Here is a 24,357-nt window from a genome sequence, read left to right on the forward strand (position 1 = left end):
CCTCGGGCGCTGTCCTGGGAAAAATTCATGACCGTGACGCTGTTGCGGTCGCTGAGGATAAAGTCCTCGGCAGGTCTGGAGGAAAAGAATGAAGCATAGCCTCTCTCGCGCCGTCATCGCCCTGGGCATTGCCATGAGTCTCTGGCTGACGAGCGTTGCCGCTGTAGCCGCGCCGCGTCGCCTGCAGGATCAGAACCCATCCAGCTCTCAGCAAAAAGACAAAGACAAGAACGCGAAGCCGCAGCCCGCTACTACGCAGACTGCCCGCACCAAGCCGCTCTCGACCAGCGAAGACCCTACGATGATTGGCAAACGCAAAATCAACAAGGGCATCTGGTCAGGAGGAATTATCGGTGCTGCCGGAACGGAGTCGGAAGTAAAGCTGGGCCGCCAACTGGCCGCGCAGGTGGATCGCGAGGCAAGATTCGTCGACGATCCGATTATTACTGAGTACGTAAATCGCGTCGGCCAGAATATCGTTCTGCATTCCGACGCCAAGATTCCATTCACAATTCGAGTCATCGATTCCGATGAGGTGAATGCTTTTGCTCTGCCGGGCGGCTTCTTCTATGTAAACAAGGGCTTAGTCCTGGCGGCTGACAATGAAGCCGAACTGGCAGGCGTGATGGCGCACGAAATTGCGCACGTTGCCGCGCGACACGCTATGGAGAACCAGGCCAAGATGCGTGCCATCGACCTCGGTCTCCTTGCAGGCATCCTGCTCGGCGGCGGAGTCATCGGGAACGTTTTGTACAACGCGGGCGGATTGATCGAAGGACTTAGTTTTCTAAAGTTCACGCGTGGCGCCGAAGAGGAAGCCGACAAGCTCGGAGTTCAATACATGTGGGCCGCCGGTTACGATCCGAACGCGATGGCCACGATGTTTGAGAAGCTGGAAGCCAAGAACAAGAAGAAACCCGGGACGCTCGCGAAGCTTTTCGCAACGCACCCGGCGCCGCCTGATCGACGGGCCGCTGCCATCGCCTTAGCTGCGCGCTTTCCGGAACGTGAAGAGTACGTCATTAGTTCTTCGGAATTTCAGCGCGTGAAGAATCGTATGCTGCGTTTATCGAATGCGCGCGCTAGTTCAACGGGAGCGATTGCCGGTAGCGAAGACGGAACACCCGGACGTCCGACGTTGAAGCGACGTCAGCCGACCCCGGATGATCCGGCCGCGACGAATCCGGACGGCACACCAAAGACGGACACGACCAAGCCCGCGCCGCCGACACTGCGCCGCGATCCAACCGCACAGCCGTCGCCGTCGCCACAGCCATAACGGCAGTAGCCCGACCGTGAGGAAGGGCGCAAACAGACGGAAAAGGCTCTCAAGCGAAATGCTTGAGAGCCTTTTTCTTTTCAGCCGAAAATCTTTAACGAGAGCGTTGCCCTCGCTCGTTGGCGGGCAACGCCCGCCTCTAAACAATCAGAAGACTGGGGTCTTGCTCAAGCACGCCTGAGGCGTGCGTACCGGAATCTAAATTCGCTCTTGAGCCGTGGCGGCGGCAGCGCTGGCCTTGGCTTTCGCCTGTTTCTCTCGGACCACCTCCGCGTAGAATGCCCGAAAGTAATCCCACATTGAATAAATTGCCGACAGCACCACTATCCACAGCATCGCGCGGCCGGTCGTGTACAGCAGCACTTGCCAGTCAGCCCACGTGGTATTTCCCGGCCCGGTCAAATGACCCCACGCCGTTTGCAATTCAGGCACAGTCCAGAACTTGATCGCCGGAAACGGTTTGCCGAAATTCGAAACGGGCGCGCCACCGCCTGAGGGTGGCAAGGACAAAATTAGAAGACCCACTGTGATCACCTGCATGACCATTTTGAACTTGCCCATGCCCGAGGCCGAGATGATTTTTCCCTCAGTCGCCGCGACCGAACGCAAGCCGGTGACGGCAAATTCGCGACCGACGATGATCACAACCGCCCACGCCGGCGCGAGATGATTTTCAACGAGCGCGATCAGCGCGGCAGAAATCAAGAGCTTGTCGGCTATCGGATCGAGTAGCTTTCCGAGCTTCGAAACCTGTTTCCTGCTTCGCGCCAGCCTGCCATCAAAAAAATCCGTCAGTGCGGCGACGGTGAAAATCAAAACGCCCAGAATGTGTTGCGGCACCCCGATGCGGTTGCTCAGCGGCGTCAGCAGCACAACCACCAGCAACGGCACGATAAAAATCCGGGAAAGCGTCAGTGCATTCGGAAGGTTCAACGTGGACTCCCAATCTCAGGGGTAATCGAAGTCTAGGTTGCGGCTGATGCAACGTCAAGGCGATGGTTTCGCGAGCTTGCTGGAGAGATTTCGCTCAGCTACAATCGTCGGTTCTGCGCCACGCCAAATTCTCGTCTGTGGCGCTCGACTTTGTTTTATAGCAATGGCAATTGATCGCATCAGTGTCCGTGGAGCCCGCCAACACAACCTGAAAAATATCGACGTAGATATCCCGCGCGACAAGCTGACCGTCATTACCGGCCTGTCCGGATCGGGAAAATCTTCGCTCGCGTTCGACACCATTTACGCGGAAGGCCAGCGCCGATACGTCGAATCGCTGTCAGCGTATGCGCGGCAGTTTCTCGATCAGCTCGAAAAACCTGACGTCGATTCGGTGGAAGGACTATCGCCGGCGATCTCGATCGAGCAGAAGACCGTCGCCCGCAGTCCGCGTTCAACGATCGGCACAGTTACCGAGATTTACGACTACCTGCGCCTTTTGTTTTCGTCGGTGGGTCTTCCCCATTGCCCCCAGTGCGCGGCCCCGATCACTCGTCAAAGTGTCGATCAGATTCTGCAAGACGTACTCAGTCTTCCCGAAGGCGAGCGCGTGATGGTTTTGGCGCCGATCGTGCGCGGTCGCAAAGGCGAGTTCAAGAAAGAGTTGGCAAAGCTCGCGCGTGACGGCTTCATTCGTGCCCGTATCGACGGCGAGTTACGCGCGCTCGATGAAGACATTCGGCTGGACAAGCGGCGCAATCACACGATCGAAGCGGTCGTTGATCGGTTGCTGATCAAGTCAGGAATAAACGACCGGCTCGGTGAATCGATTCGCACGGCTTTGAAATTGACGAGCGGCGCCGTGGTCGTCTCGGTTGTAGATGGGGAAGAGAAGCTCTACTCGGAAAAAATGGCGTGTGTGAATTGTGGCATCAACGTGCCGCCGCTCGAACCGCGCTCTTTTTCCTTCAACTCGGCGTACGGCGCGTGCCGAAACTGCCACGGCCTGGGAACCGTTGTCGAAGTTGATCCCGCGAAGCTAATCCCGAATGCGGAACTGAAGGCTGAAGAGTTACCCTTCGCCGAAGCAGATAAAGCCGGGACTGCCTACTTGCGAAGCGCGCTGCTTGCCCTGATCGCGCATTTTAGAGGCGACGCGAACGCGCCGTTTCGGGACCAGCCTGAGCAAATTCGCGAGGCCTTCTTCCACGGGTTGGCGGCGTCAATTAAATTTCGCCAGGGTCTTTACAGTTATAAGGGGCCTTGGAAAGGCGCGCTGCCGTGGCTGCGCGAGCGCTTGAATGAGCCGCCCAGCGAAAAAATTCGGGCCGCGCTGGAAGAAATGGTTTCGCCGGCGGTTTGTTCTGAGTGCGACGGACGTCGCCTGCGATCGGATTCGTTGGCGGTACGCGTCGGCGGACGCGGTATCGCGGACTACACGAACATGACCATCGAAGACGCCATCAAGGCCTTCGATCAAGTGAAGCTGGACAAGCGGGCCCAACAGATCGCCGGTTTGATCATGCAGGAGATCCGCAATCGACTGCGGTTTCTCGAAACGGTGGGCCTGGGATATCTAACGCTGGATCGGCCGTCAGCCACTTTATCGGGCGGCGAAGGTCAGCGGATTCGTCTCGCAACGCAAATTGGATCTCAACTTCGCGGCGTGTTGTACGTTTTGGACGAGCCTTCGATCGGGCTGCATCCGCGCGACAACCGGCGTTTGTTGGATACGCTGGCGGCGTTGCGCGATCTGGGCAATACGGTTTTGGTGGTTGAGCACGATGAGGAAACTATCCGTCGCGCAGACTACGTTGTCGATCTTGGCCCCGGCGCCGGGACGCACGGCGGAATTGTGGTGGCGCGCGGTACGGCAGACGATGTGGCTCACAATCGTAACTCCGTAACGGGCCTGTACATCAGCGGCGAGAGGAAAATCCCAATTCCACTCGATCGCCGTCTGCCCAACGGCAAAGCGATTACGATTCGTGGCGCTCACCACAATAACTTAAAAGACATTGATGTCTCTTTTCCGTTGGCCTTGTTGACTGTTGTCACCGGCGTGTCAGGTTCAGGCAAGTCTACTTTGGTGCAGGACATCCTCTATCGTGCACTGGCGAAAGAACTGTATGGTTCGCTCGCTGAGCCGGGCGCGCACCAGGCGATCGACGGGCTCGAGCATCTGGACAAAGTAATCGAAATCGATCAGTCACCGATTGGCCGGACGCCACGTTCAAATCCTGCGACGTACACCGGTTTATTCACCCCGATTCGCGAGCTATACGCCATGCTGCCTGAGTCGCGCGAGCGCGGCTACAAGCCCGGCCGCTTCTCGTTCAACGTTAAAGGGGGCCGTTGCGAAGGCTGCGAAGGCGAAGGACTGAAAAGAATCGAAATGAATTTCCTGCCGGACGTTTACGTGCTCTGCGACGTCTGCCGGGGCGCGCGCTACAACCGCGAGACGCTATCGGTGAAGTACAAAGGCAAATCGATCGCTGAGCTTTTGGACACCACGGTCGAAGAGGCCCTGCCGGTACTCGAGAACGTTCCGCAAATCAAGCAAAAGCTCCAGACGCTGCTCGACGTCGGACTTGGTTACATCAAGCTGGGCCAGTCGGCCACGACCTTGTCAGGTGGCGAAGCGCAGCGAATTAAATTGGCGAAGGAGCTTTCGAAGCGGGCGACGGGCAGAACTGTTTACATCCTCGACGAGCCAACGACGGGTTTGCACTTCGCCGACGTTCACAAACTGTTGGATGTGCTGCAAAGGCTTGTCAGCCTCGGCAACACTGTCATCGTCATCGAGCACAATCTCGACATCATCAAGAGCGCGGACTTCATCATCGATCTGGGGCCGGAAGGCGGGGCGCACGGGGGACGCGTCGTCGCCAGCGGAACTCCGGAAGAAGTTGCGGCCGTACGGCGGTCGCACACGGGCCAGGTCCTCAAACCGCTGCTCAACGGAAACGCGAAGCGCAACGGCGCGAAACCGGCTTCAGAACCGCCGCACATTGCCGAAGAAAGCAAGAAGGTCGCGTGATATACTCGCCGCCGCCGCGCTTTCGATTCTGAAAAAATGTCAGAACGCCTCTCTGCTATCGTCAACGAAAGTCTAGAAACAAAGCGAAAGTTTTTCGCTGCGCACAGCACCGAAGTTGAGCGCGCGGCTGAAATGATCTCTGCGACACTCGCGTCGGGCGGGAAGCTGCTCATCTTCGGCAACGGCGGATCGGCGGCCGACGCGCAACACATCGCCGGCGAGCTGGTAAATCGTTTTCTTCAAGAGCGAAAGGCGCTGCCGGCAATCGCGCTGTCGACAGACGGCGGTGTACTCACATGTATCGCCAACGACACGGGATTTGAAAACGTTTTTGCGCGCCAGATCGAAGCGCTGGGGCGCGAAGGCGATGTCTGCGTCGCGATTTCAACGTCGGGCCAGTCAGCGAACATAGTCGTCGCCTGTGAGCAGGCGCGCTCGCAGGGAATCAAAGTAATCGGGTTATTGGGCCGGGATGGTGGAAAGGTTGCGCCCCTGTGCGATCTGGCGTTGATTGTTCCCAGCGACGATACACAGAGAATTCAGGAGACACACAATCTGATCGGTCACATCTTGTGTGAACTGATCGAAACGGAAGTGTTTCCGACATGAAGTCAGAACCACCTGCGGTAGCGGGTGGTTATTCGTTGAATTCTGACGGCGCCGGCAACTATGTTCAACCACCCGCTAGCGCAGGTGGTTCTGACTTTCATTCAATGTCAATCTACGATGCCAAGCCAATCAGTCTTGAGAAGGTGAAAACCTATCCGCTGGCTGCGCGTCCCAGCAAAGTCACGATTCAGGATTTCGCGAAACCGATAGCGGCCGAGTCGTCGTTAAAGGATTACCTCTCGTCCCTGCCGAACATTCTGGCGGTACAAAATCTGCGCGAGCTGGCGGCACGAATGCGACAGGCGCGTGACCTCGGGAAGCCGATTATCTGGGGCTTTGGCGGTCATGTGATTAAGACAGGTCTGGCGCCGATTATCATCGACCTGATGGACCGCGGGTTCGTCACCGCGATTGCCGGCAACGGGTCAGTGCTGGTGCATGACGCCGAAATAGCAATGGTCGGTTCAACTTCGGAAGATGTTGATGCCACCCTTGGCGAAGGAATTTTCGGCGGAGCTGATGAGACCGGAAAACTTCTAAACGATGCCGCAGGGAACGGTGCCAGCGAAGGGTTGGGCCTGGGTGAGAGCGTAGGCCGCGCGTTGTCGGAAGCCAAACCGCGTCATGCTGAACTATCTCTGCTCTGCGCGGCTTACGAAAACAAGATCCCATTCACGGCATTCGTCACAATCGGCGGAGACATTGCACACTTTCATCCGAGCGCTGACGGCGGCGCGCTTGGCTCCACTTCGCACACAGACTTTCGTTTGCTCGCTGAAATGGTTCGGCAAATGAACGGCGGGGGAGTTTATCTGAATGTTGGGTCAGCCGTGACGCTGCCGGAAGTCTTTTTGAAATGCGTGACTCTGGTGAGAAACCTCGGGCATGAGTTGCGCGATATCACAACCGCAAACTTTGACTTCATTCAATCCTACCGGCCGCTAACAAACGTTGTGCGGCGACCGACGGCTGACGGCGCGGGTCAGGGTTATGCCATCACCGGCCACCATGAGCTAACAATTCCCCTGCTCGCGGCGGAACTGATCAGCGGAAAAGCAGCGGAATAGTCTTCGTCGCCAACTTCACTCTCGCGATTATGCAATTGTCGCGTTGCCGCACTGTACAGCGGAGATATATAATCCAGCTCCCCCAAGCAGTTCACAGCTCAGAAACTCTCCGTCAAAGTTTCACTCATGGATAACGGCAAGCTCCAACACTACAAAAAATTGTTATTGGCTCAACTGCGTCTGCATGCCCAGCATGTGAGTGAGGGACAGGCAAACGCTATCGAACTTGCCGACGACGGGGCAAAGGAAAGCGCCGACATGGCTCTACGCGACCTGATGAGCGAGATGGTGCTGAATCTGGGAGAGCGTGAATCGCAGATGATTGCTGACATCGACCAGGCTCTGCTGCGAATGGAAGAGGGTTCTTACGGGCGCTGTACGAAGTGTAATCAGCAAATCGACGAGCGCCGGCTGGAAGCTTTGCCCACGGCGCGTTACGACGCGGCCTGTCAGGAAGCAATCGAGGCTAAGAGTGACGAAACGCGACCGACTCTTTGACGAACAAAACCGCTTCGCTTAAGGCTGACCACCCAGTCTCTTTCGGTAATCTTCACCTTCAATCACGACAGTTTTGCACATCTCGTAAAGTCGCGACCGCAGCGGGACGCCGATGCGATCCTCGAGTATCTCGCCTTCCTTTTCGTTCTTGCGAGCATCAGAAAAGTTTGTGGTGAAGATCGTCAGGCGCTTTTCGTTGTAGCGGTTGTTGATGATTTGCATCATCGTGTCGCGTACCCAATCGGTCGGCTTGGACGCGCCGAGTTCATCCAGCACCAGAACTTCAGCATTAAAGACTGGTGCAAGCACAATCAACTCAGAATTCTGCGAGACGGGATTGTACGAGTCCTGTATCTGCCGCAGGAGCGCGCCAAACTGATAGAACAATCCTCGCGCCTGGTAACGCGAAATCAACTCGCGCAGAATCGCGACTGCCAAATGTGTTTTGCCGACGCCGACCGGACCCGTGAGCAGAAGTCCGCGGCCCGCCAGCGACAGGTAATCGTCGATGATGATCTGGGCTTCCATCTTGGCGGCCCATTTAGAGAGTTCATCATTCGCGGCCTCGTATCCCTGGATTGTGCAGTGCTGATACCGCGGCGGTATGCGCGCGGATTGCAGGAGCCGGTCGCGATTGTCGGGTGACTGGCATCGGCAACGGCGCGCGCCTTCGCCTGGGATTACTTCCATCCCGCTGCCGAAACAGTGTGGACAATCGGAGGTTGGCGGTGTCTCTGCCTCTGAGATCTGAGATCTGAGATCTGAGATCACCGGCGAAGCTGCGGATCCGTTGTGATTGCGATTTTCTGAAGAACTCATCGATGGAAATGATGGAACGGCGGCCAGATTACAACATTCGCTGAATGACGCCAATTGTACTACTTACGAACGGACGATTTATGTTGGAAGACGGCGATCGAGGGGCCGAGGAAACCCGTCGCACGAATTCGCCATCTGAGAGATTGAGGTTATTCAGACGTGCCGCCAACGAGCCGCGAGTAACGCGGCCGGCTCTCACGGTCGCTATTACGAGAGAGCGGCACCCAATAACCCCGAACCCTCGGGGTTCCTCCTGTGATTTCGCCGCCCGGTGCGAACGACCGGGCGGCCTTTTTCATCCTCATTGAGAATTCGGATACGCCCACCGTTTCCGATTCCCGCCAGCTAATGGTAAAGTACCGGTTTTGTTTTGCGACCTAAATCGCTGTCTGAGCTGACTGTGAAAGAGATTGTTGCAACAGAACGAGCGCCGCGGGCAATCGGCCCTTATTCGCAGGCGGTGCGGAGCGGAAACTTCCTGTTTGCGTCAGGCCAGATTCCGATAGACCCGGCGACGGGTGAATTCGTAGCCGGCGGCATCACTGAACAGACTGAGCAGGTGATGCGAAACGTCTCGGCGATTCTGGAAGCCGCGGGCGCGAACTTGCAACAGGTTGTTAAAACCACGGTTTTTCTTGCGGATATGGACGACTTCACCGCGATGAACGAGGTCTATGGCCGCTTTTTCGGCGAAGATCCGCCGGCGCGCGCAACTGTTCAGGCAGCACGACTGCCGCGCGACGCGCGGGTTGAGATAGAAGCAATCGCAATTCTGGATTGATATTTAGCGGCGGGCGTTGCCCGCCGTTTGGGAGAGTTAGTAATCATGGCAAAAAGATGTGACGCTTGCGGCAAAGGACCGCAGTTTGGCAACAACGTATCGCACGCTAACAATCGCTCGCCGCGACGGTTCAATCCGAATCTTCAGCCGGTGCGCGTGCAGCTTCCGAACGGCGCCGCGCGCCGCATGCGCGTCTGCGCGAAGTGCATCAAAGGCGGCAAGATTGCGAAGGCTGCTTAGCACCACGGGCCGTCGGCCTGTCCAACATTTAGGAGCAAATCAAGTGTACAGAATTTCAACCCCTTTTAAGCTTTCGTTGTTCGCGGTCGTAATCGCGATTTCCGCCGCCGCGTGTTCCTCGACCACCAACACGCCGGAAAGCACCGTCGCTGCAACCGTCAACGGCAAGAAGATCATGCTGGCGGAAGTTGAGCGCATCATTCATCAGCAGTCACAGGGCAAACAGTCGCTCCTCTCCTCGCACGATCTGGCGCAGGCGCGGCTGCAGGTGCTCGACCAGTTGATTAGACGTGAGGTGCTGTTCCAACGCACTGAGAAGGAAAAGCTTCTGCCGAGCGAAGACGAGATCACGAACGTCATCAACACGCGCAAGCAGGAAAGCGGCATGACCGACGACGAATTTCAGCGCCAGCTCAAGACGCAGAACCTGACGATGGAAGCTTTACGCGAAGAAGCGAAGAAGGATCTCGGGGTTAAGAAGCTGGAAGAGAAGTACGCCGGCAAGATTACGATCAGCGATCGAGAGGTCGAAGACTTTTATACCGCGAACCGAAACCTTTTTGTGTCTGAGCGCGGTGTCCGGCTGGCCGTCATCATTATCGATCCCAGCGACAACGCGGCGCAGCAAATTACCGATGACGCGAAAGGCGAGGCCGCGGCCAAGGCCAAAGTCGACGCGATCTATCAGGACCTGAAGGGCGGAGCAGATTTCGCCACTATCGCGCGGGCGAAGAGCGAGGACCCGCAGAGCCTTTTGAAGGGCGGCGATATCGGCTCCTTTAGCGAAGAGGGCATGCGGCAAGCGGGTTTTCCCAAGGAACTGACCGACTCGTTCATGGGAGGAATGACCGTGGGCAGCGTGACCGAGCCGAAGCTGTTAAATAACAAGTGGTACATCTTCAAGCTGCAGGAGAAGCGTCTGCAGACTGAAAACCTTACGCTTGAAAGTCAGGGCGTGCGCCAGCAAATTACGCTCGAGCTGACAAATCAGCGAAAGCAGATTTTGAACGCGGCGCTGCTGGAAGTGGCGATGAAAGAAGCCAAGATCGTTAACAACCTGGCCAATGACATTCTCAACAATCCGAGCAACCTCGGGTTAAGGCCGGCGGGTTACGATCCCTCGAAGGCTGCACCTGGTGCGACGCCGACGCCGGCAGCCACGCCTGCGGCAAGCCCAGCCGCGACGGCTTCGCCTGCAAAGAAGTAAAGCGAATCTTCGAGTTGATCCGGGCGGGTGCAGGCTGACGGTTTGCACCCGCTTCGTGTGTCTAGTAATCATGCTGTTCCGACTTTCCGAAGTTCATAAATCCTTTGCCGCGCAGGACGTCTTGCGCGGCGCCTCGCTACAGATCAACCCGGGCGAGCACGTCGGACTCGTCGGTCGCAACGGCGCCGGGAAGACGACTATCTTTCGTCTCGTTACCGGGGAAGAAGCAGTTGACCGCGGCGACGTGGTGCGGGCGCGTGGCTTGAAGCTTGGCTTGCTCGCGCAGCATGTTCATTTCAAACAAGGCTCAACAGTTCACGAATCCGCACTCGCCGCGTTCGGCCGCCTGCAGCAGATCGAACACGAAATGCACGAGCTTGAGCATCGCATGGCCGATCCGGGCGAAGATCTGGAAAAAGTGCTCGCGCGTTACAGCGATCTGCAGCATGAATTCGAGCGCGAAGGTGGCTTTGAATACTCGGCGAAAGCCGAAGCGATTCTCCAGGGCCTCGGTTTCGAAAAGGATTCCTGGCAGATGGAAACCGAGAAGCTATCAGGCGGCCAGCAGAACCGTCTCGGCCTGGCGTGCTTGCTTTTGTCTGAGCCGGACGTGCTGCTGCTCGACGAACCGACCAACCATCTTGACGTTAACGCGGTCGAATGGCTTGAACAGTTTCTGCAGAGTTACGCCAGCGGGTTCGTCATAATTTCGCACGATCGATATTTTCTTGACCGCGCGTGCACCCGCATCATCGAGGTCGAGAATGGCCAGGCGACCAGCTACACCGGCAACTACTCGCACTACCTCGTCGAGCGCGAAGAGCGCCGCGAGATTCAGCAGCGGGCCTACGAAAATCAGCAGCGCTTGATTGCAAAGACCGAAGAATTCATCCGCAAGAACCTCGCTGGCCAAAAAACGAAGCAGGCGAAGTCGCGACGCACCATGTTGCAAAAACTCGAGCGAGTTGACGCCGTGCGTGGCGATCAAGCTTCGGGAGACTTTCGTTTACAGGACATCGAGCGCACCGGAACGCACGTGCTGACGATCAACGAAGGCGCGATCGGCTATGGCGATAATGTCCTGGGACGCGACATCTCACTAATTCTGCGTCGCGGCGAATGTCTCGGCGTTATCGGCCCGAACGGTTCAGGGAAAACGACGTTCCTGAAAACGATTTTGGGAAAGATTCCGTTTCTGAACGGGGACGTTCGCTGGGGCAGCAAAGTTGAAATTGGTTATTACGCGCAGCAGCTTGAAGATCTCGACGACCGAAACGAAATCATCATGGAGCTGCGGCGCGTGGCGCCGTCGAGCGCAACCGCCGGTGAGCTGCGGTCGTTTCTCGCGAAGTTCCTGTTCGTGGGCGACGACGTTTACAAACACGTGCGCGATTTGTCCGGCGGAGAGAAGGGAAGACTTTCGCTCGCGAAACTGATCTATTCAGGCGTCAACGTCCTGGTGCTGGACGAGCCGACAAACCATCTCGACATTCCCTCGCGCGAATCGCTGGAAGAAGCGCTGGAGGCTTACGAAGGCACGATCATCACGATCAGTCACGATCGATTCTTCCTTGATCGTGTCGCGACACAGATCCTGGCGCTGGACGGAGCCGGCAAAGTCGAACATTACAACGGCGATTACACCGAGTATCACGATTGGAAAGCTGCGCGCGCACGAGGGGACGCATCGCCTTCGGTAGCGGGCGGATCGCAGCATGCCGATCCAGCTTCGTCCAGTCGGTCACAAGAAACTTCTGGCAAGCGTCACTCTAAATCAGAGGTGGCTTCACGCGCGATGAAGTCAGTACCACCCGCTGTAGCGGTAGCGGGTGGGTCCAGCGCTGAATCCAAGCGCATCAAGGTCGTCAAAAAGCCGCGCGATCCACAAACTGTCGAAGCGGAAATCGCCGAACTCGAAAAGCAGGTAGCGGAAGTCTCGAACGAAATGTCCAAGCCCGAGGTTGCGCGTGACATCACCAAGCTCGTGGCGGCGAACGACGCGTACGAAAAGGCCCAGGCGCGACTGGCTGAATTGTACGATGAGTGGGAACGCGCGGAAGCTGCTGTCAGTCCGGTAAAGAAAAAGACTTCGCGCCGTTAGATGGTCTGCTGCTCGCGTTGCGGGGCGGTCTGTGGCAACGACCACTTGCTTGACTTCTCGATCAGCCGTTTGTTACTTTCGCGCTCTCGCAAAGTAACAGTCCTTTAGCGAGTTTCACCCCTTAGGCACGTAGCTCAGTTGGTAGAGCACTTCCCTGACACGGAAGGGGTCAGCGGTTCGAGTCCGCTCGTGCCTACCAATCTCTTCTTTAATCCTAACAGCTTGATTAAATCAGTCTTCGCTTAACCGATGATCTCAAAGTCTGTCCACTGCGTGACCGTTTGTTCCCGCTCCGGCGCTAGTGCGTCCGTAACGATCACCTGAAGCAGGTATTCGCCGGGCGTGAGGTCTCCACCAAGGCGCAGGCGGCCGCTTGCCGTCAGGCGCTTGAGGTCGACCTGCGCGGCCGGGTCGAAGGCTTCGGGGTCGCTCGCGAAGACCTGCTTGCCGTCGCGGAACAAGCGCACTTGCGTCGTCAACTTCGGCTTGCCCGTGCTTCCGTCAGTGCGCGCGTTGTAGATGATGTAACCAAAGTCCATCCGCGTTCCGCGCCGAAAGCGCCGGACGGCCGGGCTGAGTTCGGGGTTTGGCTCGTAAGCTTCGGTGGCCTGCGCCGCCGGAGGCGGTGGCTCATAGCCCGCGGCGACCAGGCCTGAGACTGCAAGCCGCTTGCCCCTATCGACCTCCGGCACCTCGACGAACTCGCTGGCTGAGCCGATGCGCTCGGTGGCCGCGTCACGCACCGCAAAGCGGAGCTGATAGGCGCCGGCTTGCTGGACCGGCACGTTCAGGGGATAGACGATGCCGGTCTTGAGTACGCGCTGAAAGCTTTCGCCGCGCGCGCGCAGGCTGTGCTTGCGGTTAAGTTGTCCGGCAACGGAGCCGTCGGCGTGGAAGAGCACGGCGAGCACATCAACGTCCGCTCTCTGCCAGCCATCTGCTTCGGGTTTGAAGGTGAGATCGCGAGTATCGATGTGAAGGAGCGAGCGGATGAAGGAACCATCGGGCGCTTCGTTCCCGAAGAGCGCCGTTAACCGCAGGCCGACACCGCCCGACGAAAACGGCAAGGCGAGCGCGTCAACTAACTGCTCGTCGCGCGAGCGAGCCCCCGTGGGCACCCGCGGTTTCTCCGGCGTGCCATAGAAGCCGCTGCGTGAGCGCACTTTGAGGCCGGGCCGACGGACGTTGATGCTGAGTGAGCGATACTTCCGCGTGCCCGTCTCCGAATCGAAAGTTTTGTCGTCCGGGCGATAGCCGAGCAGGTAATAACCTTCGTGGTCGTCGAGAATGTTATTCAAGCTGCGGAGAATGTCATTCCGGTTAAAGAGCGCAAACCCGCCAGTCTCACGCGTCAGGTGGTTTAACCCATCCTGCGACCGGAAATAGCTGCTGCGGCGCGCACCGAGACTCGGGTCGTTGCCGTGCAGAACGGCGTTGAGCGTGTTGCCAGTGCCGAGTTGTGTACTGCCAATCGTCAGCCCCGGCTCGGCCGCCTCACGACCGAGTACTGGGAGGCCTCGCGCGTCGATGCCGAAAAACGTGACGGACGAGCGGTTGGCAAGATCCACCAGGCGTTTCATCTCCGTGTCCACAATGTTAACGCCGTCCACGAAGGTCGGGATGTGGTCCGTGATAATGACGACTGACTTGCGGCCCGGGAGTTCTCGCATGCCCCGTACGAAACGGGCGAGAGCTTCGAGAGTGGCGATGGATGAGATGCGTTCTTGAAGGCCTCGGGTTTGGTCGGCCGCTTGTGCCGCAGTCCCCTCGTTCGGAACAATGGGGTTGATGCCGGCGCTCCCGCGCGGGTTCCAGCGCAAACGCTCGATGGCTGCCAAAAGGTGGCGCTTGTCTGTAGTAAGTTGCTGAAGCGCACCCGCCTCCGAACCTGTTTTCACCACCGCCATCAAGTCGCCGGGCTCCATCTCCTGTTCGATAAAGTTCCTGGCCGCCTTCTGCGCGATCCGCATCGTCTCGAACGAGAGATGCATGTCGTCGAAGGCCAGTACGATGATGCGCCGCGCCTGACCCTTCGGCACGACGGCCGGTGCGATGGGCGTCGGCGGTGCTTTCGAAGTTCGTTTTGCCTCTTTGCCGCGCGGGGCGTCGGCCGCAACCACAGGGGTCGAAGTGTTGCGCGCGGGCGACGTGTCTACGTAAGAGAAGTTAGTGATGGGCCGCTTACGGCCGTCCTCCACAATCTCAAAATCCTCGGGGCGCAGATCCGTGACGTGCCGCCCGTCCTTGTCGAGCACAACGGCGTCAAGCTGCACGAGGTTGGTCGTGATTCGGACTACATCGTCCTCGTCGTCCTGCTGCGCCGGCTGCTGGGTAACTGGCGGCCGCGCTCCCGGTCGATCCTGCGGCCGCGGCTGTTGTGGCAGCGCGGGCGTGCCGAAGCTGAGAGCGAGTATGCAGGCGAGCAGTACTTTCCGAGTCATGAGTGCGTCCTCCGTTGTTGTTCGGGAAGAGGTAGTTAAGACGATGGCGGTCCGGGGCAATGCTTGAGAAACAAGGCAGCGGGGAGAGTCTGCCCGGATTATTCGGATCGCGGCCCAGATTCTAACACCCAGTGCGTGCCAAACAAAGGTTAAGTCCGCTTGCGTGACGATCTTGCGGCTTACCGCTTTGGAGTTTTCCGGCCTTTTTTCTTTGCGTCCGCCGCGCCTCGCTGAGCCGCGACATTCTCGATCTCAGCGTTAACTTCGCCGCCGATCAAAACTGCCAACCCGGTCAGGTAAAGCCACAACATCAGGATAATCACCGCGCCCAGTGAGCCGTACGTCGTGCTGTATGAATTGAAGAAGTGCAGGTAGCCTTTCAAACCAAACGAGGCGAGAAGCCAGAGCACAACTCCGATAACCGATCCGGGCGTGATCCATTTCCAATCCTGATCGCGAAGGTCCGGCGCGAAGTAGTAGATCAATGCAAAGGCCGCCAGCATGAAAGCCAGCGCGAGCGGCCACTGCAGGATCTTCCACACCCATGTGACGGCTGAGCCAAACCCGAACAGGGCCGCAAGATAATCGGTTAGCCGGCCACCGCCGATGACCATCGCGAGAGCGGCGATGATCAAAATGGACAGGCCCACCGTCAGCAACACGGCAGCCAATCGCCGTTTCCACCAGGGCCGCTTCTCTTCGACATCGTACGCCGTGTTCAATGCTTCCGTGATCGCGCCCATGCCGTTGGACGCCGCCCAAAGTGCCAACAACAACCCGAACGAAAGCTTGCCGGCGCCGCTGGAGTTAGTGACTTCCAGCATGGTCGAATCGATCAGTTGAAAAGCCGATGACGGCATCACGCGCGCAAGATATTGAAACAGCGTGTTACGCATGCTGGTCTCGGAGCCGACGATCAAGCCGATCGCAGACGTCAGGAAGATCAGCAACGGAAACAACGCTAATAAAAAGTAGTACGCAAGTTTTGCGGCGTCGCCGAAGACGTCGTCGCGATTCATCTCGTTCCAAACACGGACGGCCATCTTCTTCAATGAAAGGCCGCTCAGCGTCCACATTGTTCGTCGTACTTTGCTGGCCATGTTTTTCTCTTGTGGCTGAGTTCTGGCTGCCTGGTACCGAGCAACCCTCATGCCTGCTTTGCAAAGCATCCGTTACACAACGCAACGACTAATAATACTGGTATCCCGTTTGCTATCCCTGAAACTGACTTAAGAAAACGAAATGTTTTCGGACTAAAGAAGCGCTAACCCTGACGTTGCGCTGTATCGAAATAAAGCGAGACGGAGCGACGATAGAGGTAAGTATTCGGTGGCCTTGAACATGAACCAAGGTTAACTTGCGGCTGCAAAACACTGTAAGTCGCAATTAATTGCTTCAGCCAATCCTGGCTGAACTCCTCTCTGTCGGCAACATAAGGATAGAAACTCCCAAGGGAGAAGTTCTATCTGCTTTACGTGAGGATTTTAACAATCGGAGGATAGATCTGTGTCGAACTCACAGCAGCATTCATCACCGGCACTAAATGTTCAGGCGGTAACTCAGCCATTGCCCAAAGGCTCGCGCAGCGCATCTGAGCCGGCGCCGGATCTGGTTTGCTTTTCGCACCTGCGTTGGGATTGGGTCTATCAACGACCACAGCACCTTTTGAAACGTGGGGCGGCTGAGCGCCGTGTCTTTTTTATTGAAGAAGCGATGCGTGGTAGTGGTTCGCTGCGGCTCGAAGTGCGTGAGCGAGAAAACGGAGTGCAAGTAGTCACGCCGATCCTGCCGGACGGTTTAAGTAGCCAAATTGCGCAGACGGCCGTCCTCAGCAGCCTGCTTCAGACTTTCTTCAGCGAACACCAGATTCAGGAATACGTGCTGTGGTACTACACGCCGATGGCCCTCGATTTTACAAAAAACCTGAGTCCTCTGGCCGTCATTTATGACTGTATGGATGAGCTGTCGGCGTTCAAGGGCGCCCCGGACAGCCTGCGCTTTCAGGAACTCGAACTACTGAACCGCGCCGACGTTGTTTTCACTGGCGGGCACAGTTTGTACGAGGTCAAGCGTCACAAACATCCATTCGTACATCCATTTCCCAGCAGCATCGATCGCGAACACTTTATGCAGGCGCGCACTCGCGCAAAGGACCCTGAAGACCAGGAACCGATTGCGTATCCACGGCTTGGTTACTTTGGCGTCATCGATGAGCGCTTCGATACCGGATTACTCGACGCCGTGGCAGCAGCGCGTCCGGACTGGCAGTTGGTGATGCTTGGGCCGGTGACCAAGATTGATCCGAAGGTTCTGCCACAGCGGCCGAACATTCATTATCTCGGCTCGAAGACTTACGACGAGTTGCCGCGGTACATCGCGGGTTGGGACGTGGCGCTGATGCCGTTCGCGATTAACGAAGCGACGCGTTACATCAGTCCAACCAAGACACCTGAGTATCTCGCGGCCGGAAAGCCGGTCGTGTCAACACCCATCGCTGACGTAATTAAACCGTACGGTAAGTTGGATCTCGTGCGCATCGCCCGGACTCCGGACGAATTCATCGCGGCGATTGAGCAATCCTTGAACCCGGAAGCGACGAGCAAGAAATGGCTGCAACGTGTCGATGAGTTCCTGGCCAATATTTCGTGGGATAAAACCTGGGCGGGAATGTCAGAGCTGATTGATCGAGTATCGCTACACCGGCGGAAGCCGAACGTGATGGCGGCGAAAGCCCGGGCGACAGGGCCGGCACTGGTAACGAGCAACGCAGCGTAAATCTTAATCTTAATTATTCTTAACAAGGGGAGTGAGTAATGTTTGACTATTTAATTGTTGGAGCGGGATTCGCGGGCAGCGTGCTCGCCGAGCGCCTCGCCCGAGGTTCGAACAAGAAGGTGCTGATATGCGACAAGCGTCCGCACATCGGCGGGAACGCCTACGATCATTACAACGAGCATGGCGTGCTGGTGCACAAGTACGGCCCACATATTTTCCATACGAACTCGCGCGAAGTGTTCGAATATCTTTCGCGGTTTACTGAGTGGCGTCCCTACCAGCATAGCGTGCGCGCGAGCGTAGACGGCCAGATAGTTCCGATCCCGATCAATCTCAACACGATTAACGCGCTCTACGGCCTCAGCCTGACATCCTTTGAGATGGAAGATTTTCTGAAGAAGGTCGCTGAGCCGCGCGAACAGGTTCGCACTTCGGAAGACGTTGTCATCGGCACCGTGGGCCGCGAGCTGTACGAAAAATTCTTTAAGAATTACACACGTAAGCAGTGGGGACTGGATCCGTCGGAGCTGGATGCCAGCGTTACTTCGCGTATTCCCACGCGGACCAATCGTGACGATCGGTACTTCACTGATACTTATCAGGCCATGCCGCTGCACGGCTACACGCGTATGTTCGAGAACATGCTCGATCATCCCAACATCAAAGTGCTGCTGAACTGTGATTACCGCGAGGTCGAGAAGGAAATTCCTCATCGGGAGATGATTTACACGGGGCCGGTGGATGCGTTCTTTGGTTATTGCTACGGCAAGCTGCCGTATCGGTCGCTCGAGTTCAAACACGAAACGCACAACCAGCAGACGTTTCAGTCAGCGCCCGTGATTAACTACCCGAACGACCACCTCTACACACGCGTGACGGAATTCAAGTACTTAACGGGCCAGGAGCATTCAAAGACGAGCATCGTTTACGAGTTTCCGAAGAGCGAGGGTGACCCGTATTACCCGGTGCCGCGGAAAGAAAACGCGGACGTCTACGCCCGTTACAAGGCGTTGGCCGACAAGACACCGGAAGTGCACTTCGTCGGTCGTCTGGCGACCTACAAGTACTACAACATGGACCAAATCGTCGCGCAGGCACTGACCGTCTATGCGAAGATGTCGAGCGTCAAACGAAAGGAAGCGCTGATTCTGGAAAACGGACATCCGAACGGAAAGCATGTCACGGCAACCAAGGCGACCCTTCCGGAGCTGACTCCGAGCAATGGCGGGAATGGCGAGATACGAAGGGCTCTTTGAAAGTTTCTTTCTCGGCGGTTTCGAATGTTCGACGCATCGGCTGGCGTCCGGCAAGCGACTCGACGAGATTGCCTTCACTCATCACGATCGCCTCGCGCGCGAAGACTACCTGCGTCTGCATGAGCAGGGAATTGCGGCCGCGCGTGACGGTCTGCGTTGGCATCTGATCGAAAGCACGCCGGGCGCGTACGACTTCTCGAGTCTCCTGCCAATGATGCGGGCCGCGCGGGAAACGAACACGCAGGTAATCTGGGATCTGTTTCATTACGGCTGGCCCGATTGGCTCGGCCTGTTTGAGCCGCGTTTCATCGATGCCTTCGCGAAATACGCGCGTGAGTTTGCCCGTCTCTGGCGCGAAGAGTCGGACATCGTTCTGTTTGCCTGTCCGACAAATGAGATTTCATTCTTCTCGTGGGCGGCGGGCGACGCGGCGGCGTTTAATCCGTTCTCTCACGGCCGCGGCGACCAATTGAAAGAGCAGCTGGTGCGCGCGAACATTGCGGCCTGTGAAGCTTTGTGGGACATCGACAAGCGGACACGCATCGCGCAAATCGATCCGATGATCAATGTGCTGCCGCTGGATCCGAACAATCCTGAGCACGCGCGTGAGGCTGAGGCTTATCGCGTGTCCCAGTACGAAGCGTGGGACATGTTGGCCGGGCGTGTAAAGCCCGAGCTCGGTGGTGATCCAAAGTATCTCGATATAATCGGCGGCAACTATTACCTGCGCAATCAGTGGTTTCTCGGCGCCGGCTTTGGCGGCTTTATTGAGCCCGAAAACCCGCGCTATAGGCCGCTTCGCGAAATAATTGAAGAACTGTATGCGCGATATCAACGCCCATTCTTTGTTGCCGAAACTGGAATTGAAGACGAGTTGCGCCCGAAATGGTTTCGCTACGTCTGCACTGAAGCGCGCGCGGCGCTGCAGGAAGGTGTGGAACTTCAGGGCATTTGTCTTTACCCAATTGTGAACCACCCCGGTTGGGACGACGACCGGCATTGCCACAACGGCCTTTGGGACTATCCAAACGAGCAGGGCCAGCGCGAAATCTACCAACCGCTGGCTGACGAGCTACAGGACCAACGAAAGCTGTTTCAGGAACTTCTGCCGCGGAGAGAATCTGTCTAATGCGAGTTTTGGTTACCGGAGGAGCGGGTTACATCGGCAGCGTTGTCGTTGAAGGACTTTTGCGCGATGCCCACGACGTTGTTGTCTACGACAACCTCGGGAAAGGCCATCGACAGAGTGTCCCGGCGAACATCCCTTTCGTCCAATCCGATTTGCTCGACCGCGATCGACTGATCGAAGTTTTTCGTGAGCACGAAATAGAAGCCGTGATCCACATGGCCGCTGATTCTTTAGTCGGCGAGTCCGTGCAGAATCCGGCTAAGTACTATCGAAATAATGTCGATGCCGGGTTGTCGCTGTTAGACGCCATGCGTGACGCCGGTGTGAAGCGCCTCGTGTTCTCTTCAACCGCTGCGGTTTACGGCGAGCCTGAGAAGCAGCCCATCGAAGAAGCGGATCTGACCAACCCGACGAACCCTTACGGCGAAACGAAGCTCGCGTTCGAACGCGCTTTGCGTTGGTATGAGAGTGCCTATGGCATTCGTTATGCGTCGCTGCGCTACTTCAACGCGGCGGGCGCGACGGAGCGTTGTGGGGAGTGGCACGATCCGGAAACGCACTTGATTCCGTTAGTGCTGCAAGCTGCCACCGGTCAGCGCGAACACGTTGAAATTTACGGCGAAGACTACAACACGCGCGACGGCACCTGCGTCCGCGACTACATTCATGTCGTGGATCTTGCTCGCGCGCACATTTTGGCGCTGCAGATACTGGGCGAGCGCAGCGCAATCTACAACCTAGGCTGTGGCGGCGCCGGCTATTCCGTCCGCCAAGTCATCGACGTGGCAAATGAGATTACCGGACACGAAATTCCCATCAAGATTGGACCGCGGCGACCCGGCGACCCCGCGGTACTGATAGCGAGCTCGGAAAAGATCAAACGCGAGCTTGGATGGGCCCCGCAGTTTCAGGACTTGCGGAAGATCGTGGATTCGGCCTGGCAATGGTTGCAGCAACACCCTCGCGGTTACGGCGAATAATGAGCGTTCGAGGTAGGGTATTGGTCTATTCCGTCTCCCTCTGGGAGAGGGTTAGGGTGAGGATTTAGCGGCGTAATAGCTCAGTTATTTTCTCGGTGTCGTGAGGGCGACGACACCGAGAAGTTAGTTCAAAAAATCCTTGTGCTCGCTAAGCTTCGCACCCTCACCCCGGCCCTCTCCCAGAGGGAGAGGGAGCGCGTGCTTTCTGGAACAATGGTCGACGTTAACCATCTGCGATCGGTTTTTGAGGAAACTTACGGCTCGGTTCCAAGAGTTTTCTCAGCCCCCGGCCGCGTCAACCTTATCGGCGAGCACACCGACTACAACGAAGGTTTCGTGCTGCCGATGGCAATTGACCGTCGCACGTATGTCGCGATTGGGCAGCGGAATGATCGTCGCGTCCGGGTGAAGTCCCTCGTTTTGAAAGAAGATGGGGAGTTCAATCTCGATGATCGATCGCTGGCCGGCGAAAGAAAATGGCTTTGCTACGTCGCGGGCGTGGCGTGGACGATTGCTGAACAAGGTTTGAAGCTTACCGGCGCTGACTTGCTTATCGATTCCGACGTGCCGATCGGCGGTGGCCTGTCATCGTCCGCTGCGCTTGAGGTGGCAACGGGTAAGGCGTTGACGACAATTGCCGGAGTGAAGATTGACGACGTGGCGCTGGCGTTGGCGGCTCAACAAGCCGAAACGGTTTTCGTAGGAGCAAGAGTCGGCATCATGGATCAACTAACGGCAGTCCTGGGGCGCAAAGATCACGCGCTGTTGATCGATTGCCGATCCCTGGAAGCGAAACCAATTTCGCTGGCGAACTTTAAGGCGGCGATGGTTGTTTGCAACACCAACGTTAAGCACGACCTCGCTTCGTCGGTCTACAATCAGCGGCGCGCAGAGTGTGAACGCGGAGTAGAGCTTCTGAAGCTGAAATTGCCACATATACGATCGCTCCGCGACATAACGGTTGACGACCTTCAGAAGCACGAGAGCGAGTTGCCGGCGACGGTACGCCGGCGCTGCCGGCACGTGGTCACAGAGAACGATCGCACATTGAAAGCGTTCCGTGCTTTACGTGACGGCAACACTGAGCTGCTCGGCCGATTAATGAATGCTTCGCACGAATCGCTCCGTAATGATTATGAAGTCAGCTCTCCGGAACTTGATACGATGGTCCAAATTGCCTTGCGTCAGGAGGCCGTCATTGGTGCGCGCATGACCGGCGGCGGCTTCGGTGGCTGCACGATCAATATTGTCCGACCGGACGCCGTGGACGACTTCGGCCGGTTTGTGCGAAGCGAGTATCGGGCCGCAACTAACATTGAACCGGATATTTGGTTAGTAAAAGCCGACGCAGGCACGCGCGAAGAGGTGTCAGTACCACTTTCATGACAACCAGCGATGCCTAACCAAAACATTCCTCGTCCCGAATATCCGCGTCCTCAGTTCATCCGTGAACCGTGGCTAAATCTAAACGGCGAATGGGAATTCGCGTTCGATGATGCTGACGAAGGACAGGACGCCGGCTGGCACGATGGCCGTGAGCTGCCTTTGCGCATCATGGTTCCGTTTGCGTATCAAACGGAGCTCTCGGGGATCAACGAGAAATCCGTCCATGAAATCGTCTGGTACGCTCGAAGCTTCGAGATTCCAAACGACTGGCAGCAGTCTGATGTGCTTTTGAATTTTGGCGCGGTCGATTACGCCTCAACGGTTTGGATTAACGGGCAGCAGGTCGGTCATAACCAGGGCGGGCATGTTCCTTTTCAATTCGACATCGCGCCGTACCTGAAGCCGGGCGTGAATCGCATCACCCTGCGCGTTGAAGATCGACAAGACCCGAGTCAGCCGCGGGGCAAACAATCGCACACTGGTTTGCCGGTCGGTATCGATTACTACAATACGACGGGAATTTGGCAGACGGTTTGGCTGGAAAGTGCGCCGCCGATTCGGGTCGAAGAGATTCAGATCGTCCCGCGCGCGGACAACAACCAGGTTTACCTCGCCGTGTTTCTGCATGCACCGTCCGCGGCCTGGCAGATCAAAGTTGAAGTTTTTGATCATGGCCTTTCGGTGGCGCGCGCTGAAGAGTTCACGCCGGTGGCTACCGGGCAGTTCGTGCTCCGGATTCCTTACGCGAAACTCTGGTATCCGCATTCACCGCATCTCTACGACCTGCGCATTCGCTTGTATGACGACAAGAACACGTTGCTCGATGAGGTGACTTCATACTTCGGAATGCGTGGCATTGAGTTACGCAACGGATCCATCCGAATTAACGGCGAGCCGATCTACCTGAAGATGATTCTGGATCAGGGCTACTTTCCGGGCGGTTATCTCACTGCGGCCTCGGACGAAGCTCTGCAAACCGACATTGGCTGGACGAAGATGTTCGGCTTCAACGGCGCGCGCAAACATCAAAAGGTCGAAGATCCACGCTGGTTGTACTGGTGCGATCGGTTGGGGCTGCTGGTTTGGGAAGAGATGCCCAATGCGCGTGAATGGTCACTTGAGTCGGAGGAGTTGCTTTCCGCCGAATGGCAGCGCGCGGTGCGCCGCGATTTGAATCATCCCTGCATCATTGCCTGGGTGCCCGTGAACGAGAGTATGGGTTTTCCGGGACTCGAGCAGGAGCATGCTGGACAATACGCCTATCTCGAACGAATGGTCCGCGCGACGCGCCGGATTGATCCGACGCGGCCGGTCGTCGATAACGACGGCTGGGAACACAGCGACATCACAGATGTATGTGCCATTCACGACTACACCCCGACGGCGGCGCTTTTGCGCGAACGCTATCGCGATAAATTATCCGGCGGCGAACTGCCATTAAAAGTCTGGGTCGGCGAGAAGCCTCTGTTCGCGCGTGGTTCAGAATATCGCGGACAGCCGATCGTCCTTTCCGAGGTGGGTGGGTTTCTGGCGGTCCCGCAGGATATTCCTGAGGAGCACCGCGATTTGCTCTATCAGTTCTATGACTCGTTCAAGACACCTGAGGAATTACTCGCCAAGTATCGCGATCTGGCGGAAGGCATCGCATCTCTGAAGTTCCTCGCCGGTTTTTGCTACACACAGCTGACCGACATCGAACAGGAGATCAACGGTCTGCTTACTTTCGATCGACGACCGAAGGTGCCACCTGAGAAGATTGCCGAGATTCATCGCGAAGTCTTCAAGGCGGTCGAGGCAGCCATGCGAGAACGTTAGT

At 57.0% G+C, this 24,357-nt stretch carries 19 protein-coding genes and 1 tRNA gene; 16 read left to right on the forward strand and 4 right to left on the reverse strand.

Annotated features, from left to right (window positions below; genetic code table 11):
* The first annotated feature begins 88 nt into the window (after positions 1–88).
* Positions 89–1,279 carry a M48 family metalloprotease gene (locus VFX97_05985; GenBank protein ID HEX5702729.1) on the forward strand — a complete coding sequence of 397 codons (1,191 nt, stop codon included), beginning with the start codon at positions 89–91 and terminating at the stop codon, positions 1,277–1,279.
* Between the two features lie 198 nt (positions 1,280–1,477).
* Here VFX97_05985 and pgsA read toward each other — a convergent pair whose 3' ends face one another.
* Positions 1,478–2,212 (reverse strand): CDP-diacylglycerol--glycerol-3-phosphate 3-phosphatidyltransferase, encoded by a 735-nt coding sequence (gene pgsA, locus VFX97_05990; protein HEX5702730.1) that lies wholly within the window; start codon positions 2,210–2,212, stop codon positions 1,478–1,480.
* A gap of 163 nt (positions 2,213–2,375) precedes the next feature.
* On the opposite strand from pgsA, the gene uvrA reads away from it, so the two are divergent.
* From uvrA to VFX97_06010, 4 genes are all read left to right on the forward strand, one after another.
* A complete protein-coding gene (gene uvrA, locus VFX97_05995) occupies positions 2,376–5,252 on the forward strand; it encodes an excinuclease ABC subunit UvrA (GenBank protein HEX5702731.1) in 2,877 nt (958 codons plus the stop codon).
* Between the two features lie 36 nt (positions 5,253–5,288).
* Entirely contained in the window at positions 5,289–5,861 is a 573-nt protein-coding gene (locus VFX97_06000) for a D-sedoheptulose 7-phosphate isomerase (GenBank protein ID HEX5702732.1), read from the forward strand.
* Positions 5,858–6,928 carry a hypothetical protein gene (locus VFX97_06005; protein ID HEX5702733.1) on the forward strand — a complete coding sequence of 357 codons (1,071 nt, stop codon included), beginning with the start codon at positions 5,858–5,860 and terminating at the stop codon, positions 6,926–6,928. The genes VFX97_06000 and VFX97_06005 overlap by 4 nt, the downstream gene beginning before the upstream one ends.
* Before the next feature lie 126 nt (positions 6,929–7,054).
* On the forward strand, positions 7,055–7,426 hold the full coding sequence (locus tag VFX97_06010) for a TraR/DksA family transcriptional regulator (GenBank protein ID HEX5702734.1): 372 nt from the start codon (positions 7,055–7,057) through the stop codon (positions 7,424–7,426).
* 18 nt (positions 7,427–7,444) lie between these two features.
* Here VFX97_06010 and VFX97_06015 read toward each other — a convergent pair whose 3' ends face one another.
* Complete coding sequence (locus VFX97_06015; protein ID HEX5702735.1) at positions 7,445–8,116, reverse strand: ATP-binding protein; 672 nt, start codon at positions 8,114–8,116, stop codon at positions 7,445–7,447.
* A gap of 529 nt (positions 8,117–8,645) precedes the next feature.
* On the opposite strand from VFX97_06015, the gene VFX97_06020 reads away from it, so the two are divergent.
* The 5 genes from VFX97_06020 (at position 8,646) to VFX97_06040 (ending at position 12,773) form a co-directional block, all read left to right on the forward strand.
* Positions 8,646–9,026: a RidA family protein gene (locus VFX97_06020; protein HEX5702736.1), complete on the forward strand. Its 381-nt coding sequence runs from the start codon at positions 8,646–8,648 to the stop codon at positions 9,024–9,026.
* Positions 9,027–9,071: 45 nt separating this feature from the next.
* On the forward strand, positions 9,072–9,266 hold the full coding sequence (rpmB, locus tag VFX97_06025) for a 50S ribosomal protein L28 (GenBank protein HEX5702737.1): 195 nt from the start codon (positions 9,072–9,074) through the stop codon (positions 9,264–9,266).
* 43 nt (positions 9,267–9,309) lie between these two features.
* The gene (locus tag VFX97_06030; protein ID HEX5702738.1) at positions 9,310–10,473 is read left to right on the forward strand and encodes a SurA N-terminal domain-containing protein; all 1,164 of its coding nucleotides are present in this window, start codon (positions 9,310–9,312) and stop codon (positions 10,471–10,473) included.
* 70 nt (positions 10,474–10,543) lie between these two features.
* Entirely contained in the window at positions 10,544–12,574 is a 2,031-nt protein-coding gene (locus VFX97_06035) for an ABC-F family ATP-binding cassette domain-containing protein (GenBank protein HEX5702739.1), read from the forward strand.
* Positions 12,575–12,697: 123 nt separating this feature from the next.
* Positions 12,698–12,773, forward strand: a tRNA-Val gene (locus VFX97_06040).
* Between the two features lie 43 nt (positions 12,774–12,816).
* Here the strand turns inward: VFX97_06040 and VFX97_06045 are convergent.
* Both VFX97_06045 and VFX97_06050 read right to left on the reverse strand, forming a co-directional pair.
* Complete coding sequence (locus tag VFX97_06045; GenBank protein ID HEX5702740.1) at positions 12,817–15,015, reverse strand: VWA domain-containing protein; 2,199 nt, start codon at positions 15,013–15,015, stop codon at positions 12,817–12,819.
* 179 nt (positions 15,016–15,194) lie between these two features.
* Positions 15,195–16,115, reverse strand: a complete 921-nt coding sequence (locus tag VFX97_06050; protein ID HEX5702741.1) for a YihY/virulence factor BrkB family protein — start codon at positions 16,113–16,115, stop codon at positions 15,195–15,197.
* A gap of 406 nt (positions 16,116–16,521) precedes the next feature.
* On the opposite strand from VFX97_06050, the gene VFX97_06055 reads away from it, so the two are divergent.
* The 6 genes from VFX97_06055 (at position 16,522) to VFX97_06080 (ending at position 24,356) form a co-directional block, all read left to right on the forward strand.
* The gene (locus tag VFX97_06055; protein HEX5702742.1) at positions 16,522–17,790 is read left to right on the forward strand and encodes a glycosyltransferase family 1 protein; all 1,269 of its coding nucleotides are present in this window, start codon (positions 16,522–16,524) and stop codon (positions 17,788–17,790) included.
* A 38-nt stretch (positions 17,791–17,828) separates the two neighbouring features.
* A complete protein-coding gene (glf, locus tag VFX97_06060; GenBank protein HEX5702743.1) occupies positions 17,829–19,046 on the forward strand; it encodes a UDP-galactopyranose mutase in 1,218 nt (405 codons plus the stop codon).
* The gene (locus tag VFX97_06065; GenBank protein ID HEX5702744.1) at positions 19,021–20,175 is read left to right on the forward strand and encodes a hypothetical protein; all 1,155 of its coding nucleotides are present in this window, start codon (positions 19,021–19,023) and stop codon (positions 20,173–20,175) included. Before glf ends, VFX97_06065 begins: the two co-directional genes overlap by 26 nt.
* A complete protein-coding gene (gene galE / locus VFX97_06070) occupies positions 20,175–21,155 on the forward strand; it encodes a UDP-glucose 4-epimerase GalE (GenBank protein HEX5702745.1) in 981 nt (326 codons plus the stop codon). Before VFX97_06065 ends, galE begins: the two co-directional genes overlap by 1 nt.
* Before the next feature lie 213 nt (positions 21,156–21,368).
* Entirely contained in the window at positions 21,369–22,541 is a 1,173-nt protein-coding gene (locus tag VFX97_06075; protein HEX5702746.1) for a galactokinase, read from the forward strand.
* Between the two features lie 9 nt (positions 22,542–22,550).
* The gene (locus VFX97_06080) at positions 22,551–24,356 is read left to right on the forward strand and encodes a glycoside hydrolase family 2 TIM barrel-domain containing protein (protein HEX5702747.1); all 1,806 of its coding nucleotides are present in this window, start codon (positions 22,551–22,553) and stop codon (positions 24,354–24,356) included.
* Position 24,357: the final 1 nt, after the last annotated feature.

It is taken from the genome of Pyrinomonadaceae bacterium, from assembly GCA_036277115.1.
Lineage (GTDB): Bacteria > Acidobacteriota > Blastocatellia > Pyrinomonadales > Pyrinomonadaceae > UBA11740.

Coding starts and splice junctions, on each gene's coding strand:
- VFX97_05985 (HEX5702729.1), top strand. CDS start 89: ATGAAGCATAGCCTCTCTCGCGCCGTCATCGCCCTGGGCATTGCCATG.
- uvrA (HEX5702731.1), top strand. CDS start 2,376: ATGGCAATTGATCGCATCAGTGTCCGTGGAGCCCGCCAACACAACCTG.
- VFX97_06000 (HEX5702732.1), top strand. CDS start 5,289: ATGTCAGAACGCCTCTCTGCTATCGTCAACGAAAGTCTAGAAACAAAG.
- VFX97_06005 (HEX5702733.1), top strand. CDS start 5,858: ATGAAGTCAGAACCACCTGCGGTAGCGGGTGGTTATTCGTTGAATTCT.
- VFX97_06010 (HEX5702734.1), top strand. CDS start 7,055: ATGGATAACGGCAAGCTCCAACACTACAAAAAATTGTTATTGGCTCAA.
- VFX97_06015 (HEX5702735.1), bottom strand. CDS start 8,116: ATGGAAGTAATCCCAGGCGAAGGCGCGCGCCGTTGCCGATGCCAGTCA.
- rpmB (HEX5702737.1), top strand. CDS start 9,072: ATGGCAAAAAGATGTGACGCTTGCGGCAAAGGACCGCAGTTTGGCAAC.
- VFX97_06035 (HEX5702739.1), top strand. CDS start 10,544: ATGCTGTTCCGACTTTCCGAAGTTCATAAATCCTTTGCCGCGCAGGAC.
- VFX97_06045 (HEX5702740.1), bottom strand. CDS start 15,015: ATGACTCGGAAAGTACTGCTCGCCTGCATACTCGCTCTCAGCTTCGGC.
- VFX97_06050 (HEX5702741.1), bottom strand. CDS start 16,115: ATGGCCAGCAAAGTACGACGAACAATGTGGACGCTGAGCGGCCTTTCA.
- glf (HEX5702743.1), top strand. CDS start 17,829: ATGTTTGACTATTTAATTGTTGGAGCGGGATTCGCGGGCAGCGTGCTC.
- VFX97_06065 (HEX5702744.1), top strand. CDS start 19,021: ATGGCGAGATACGAAGGGCTCTTTGAAAGTTTCTTTCTCGGCGGTTTC.
- galE (HEX5702745.1), top strand. CDS start 20,175: ATGCGAGTTTTGGTTACCGGAGGAGCGGGTTACATCGGCAGCGTTGTC.
- VFX97_06075 (HEX5702746.1), top strand. CDS start 21,369: ATGGTCGACGTTAACCATCTGCGATCGGTTTTTGAGGAAACTTACGGC.
- VFX97_06080 (HEX5702747.1), top strand. CDS start 22,551: ATGCCTAACCAAAACATTCCTCGTCCCGAATATCCGCGTCCTCAGTTC.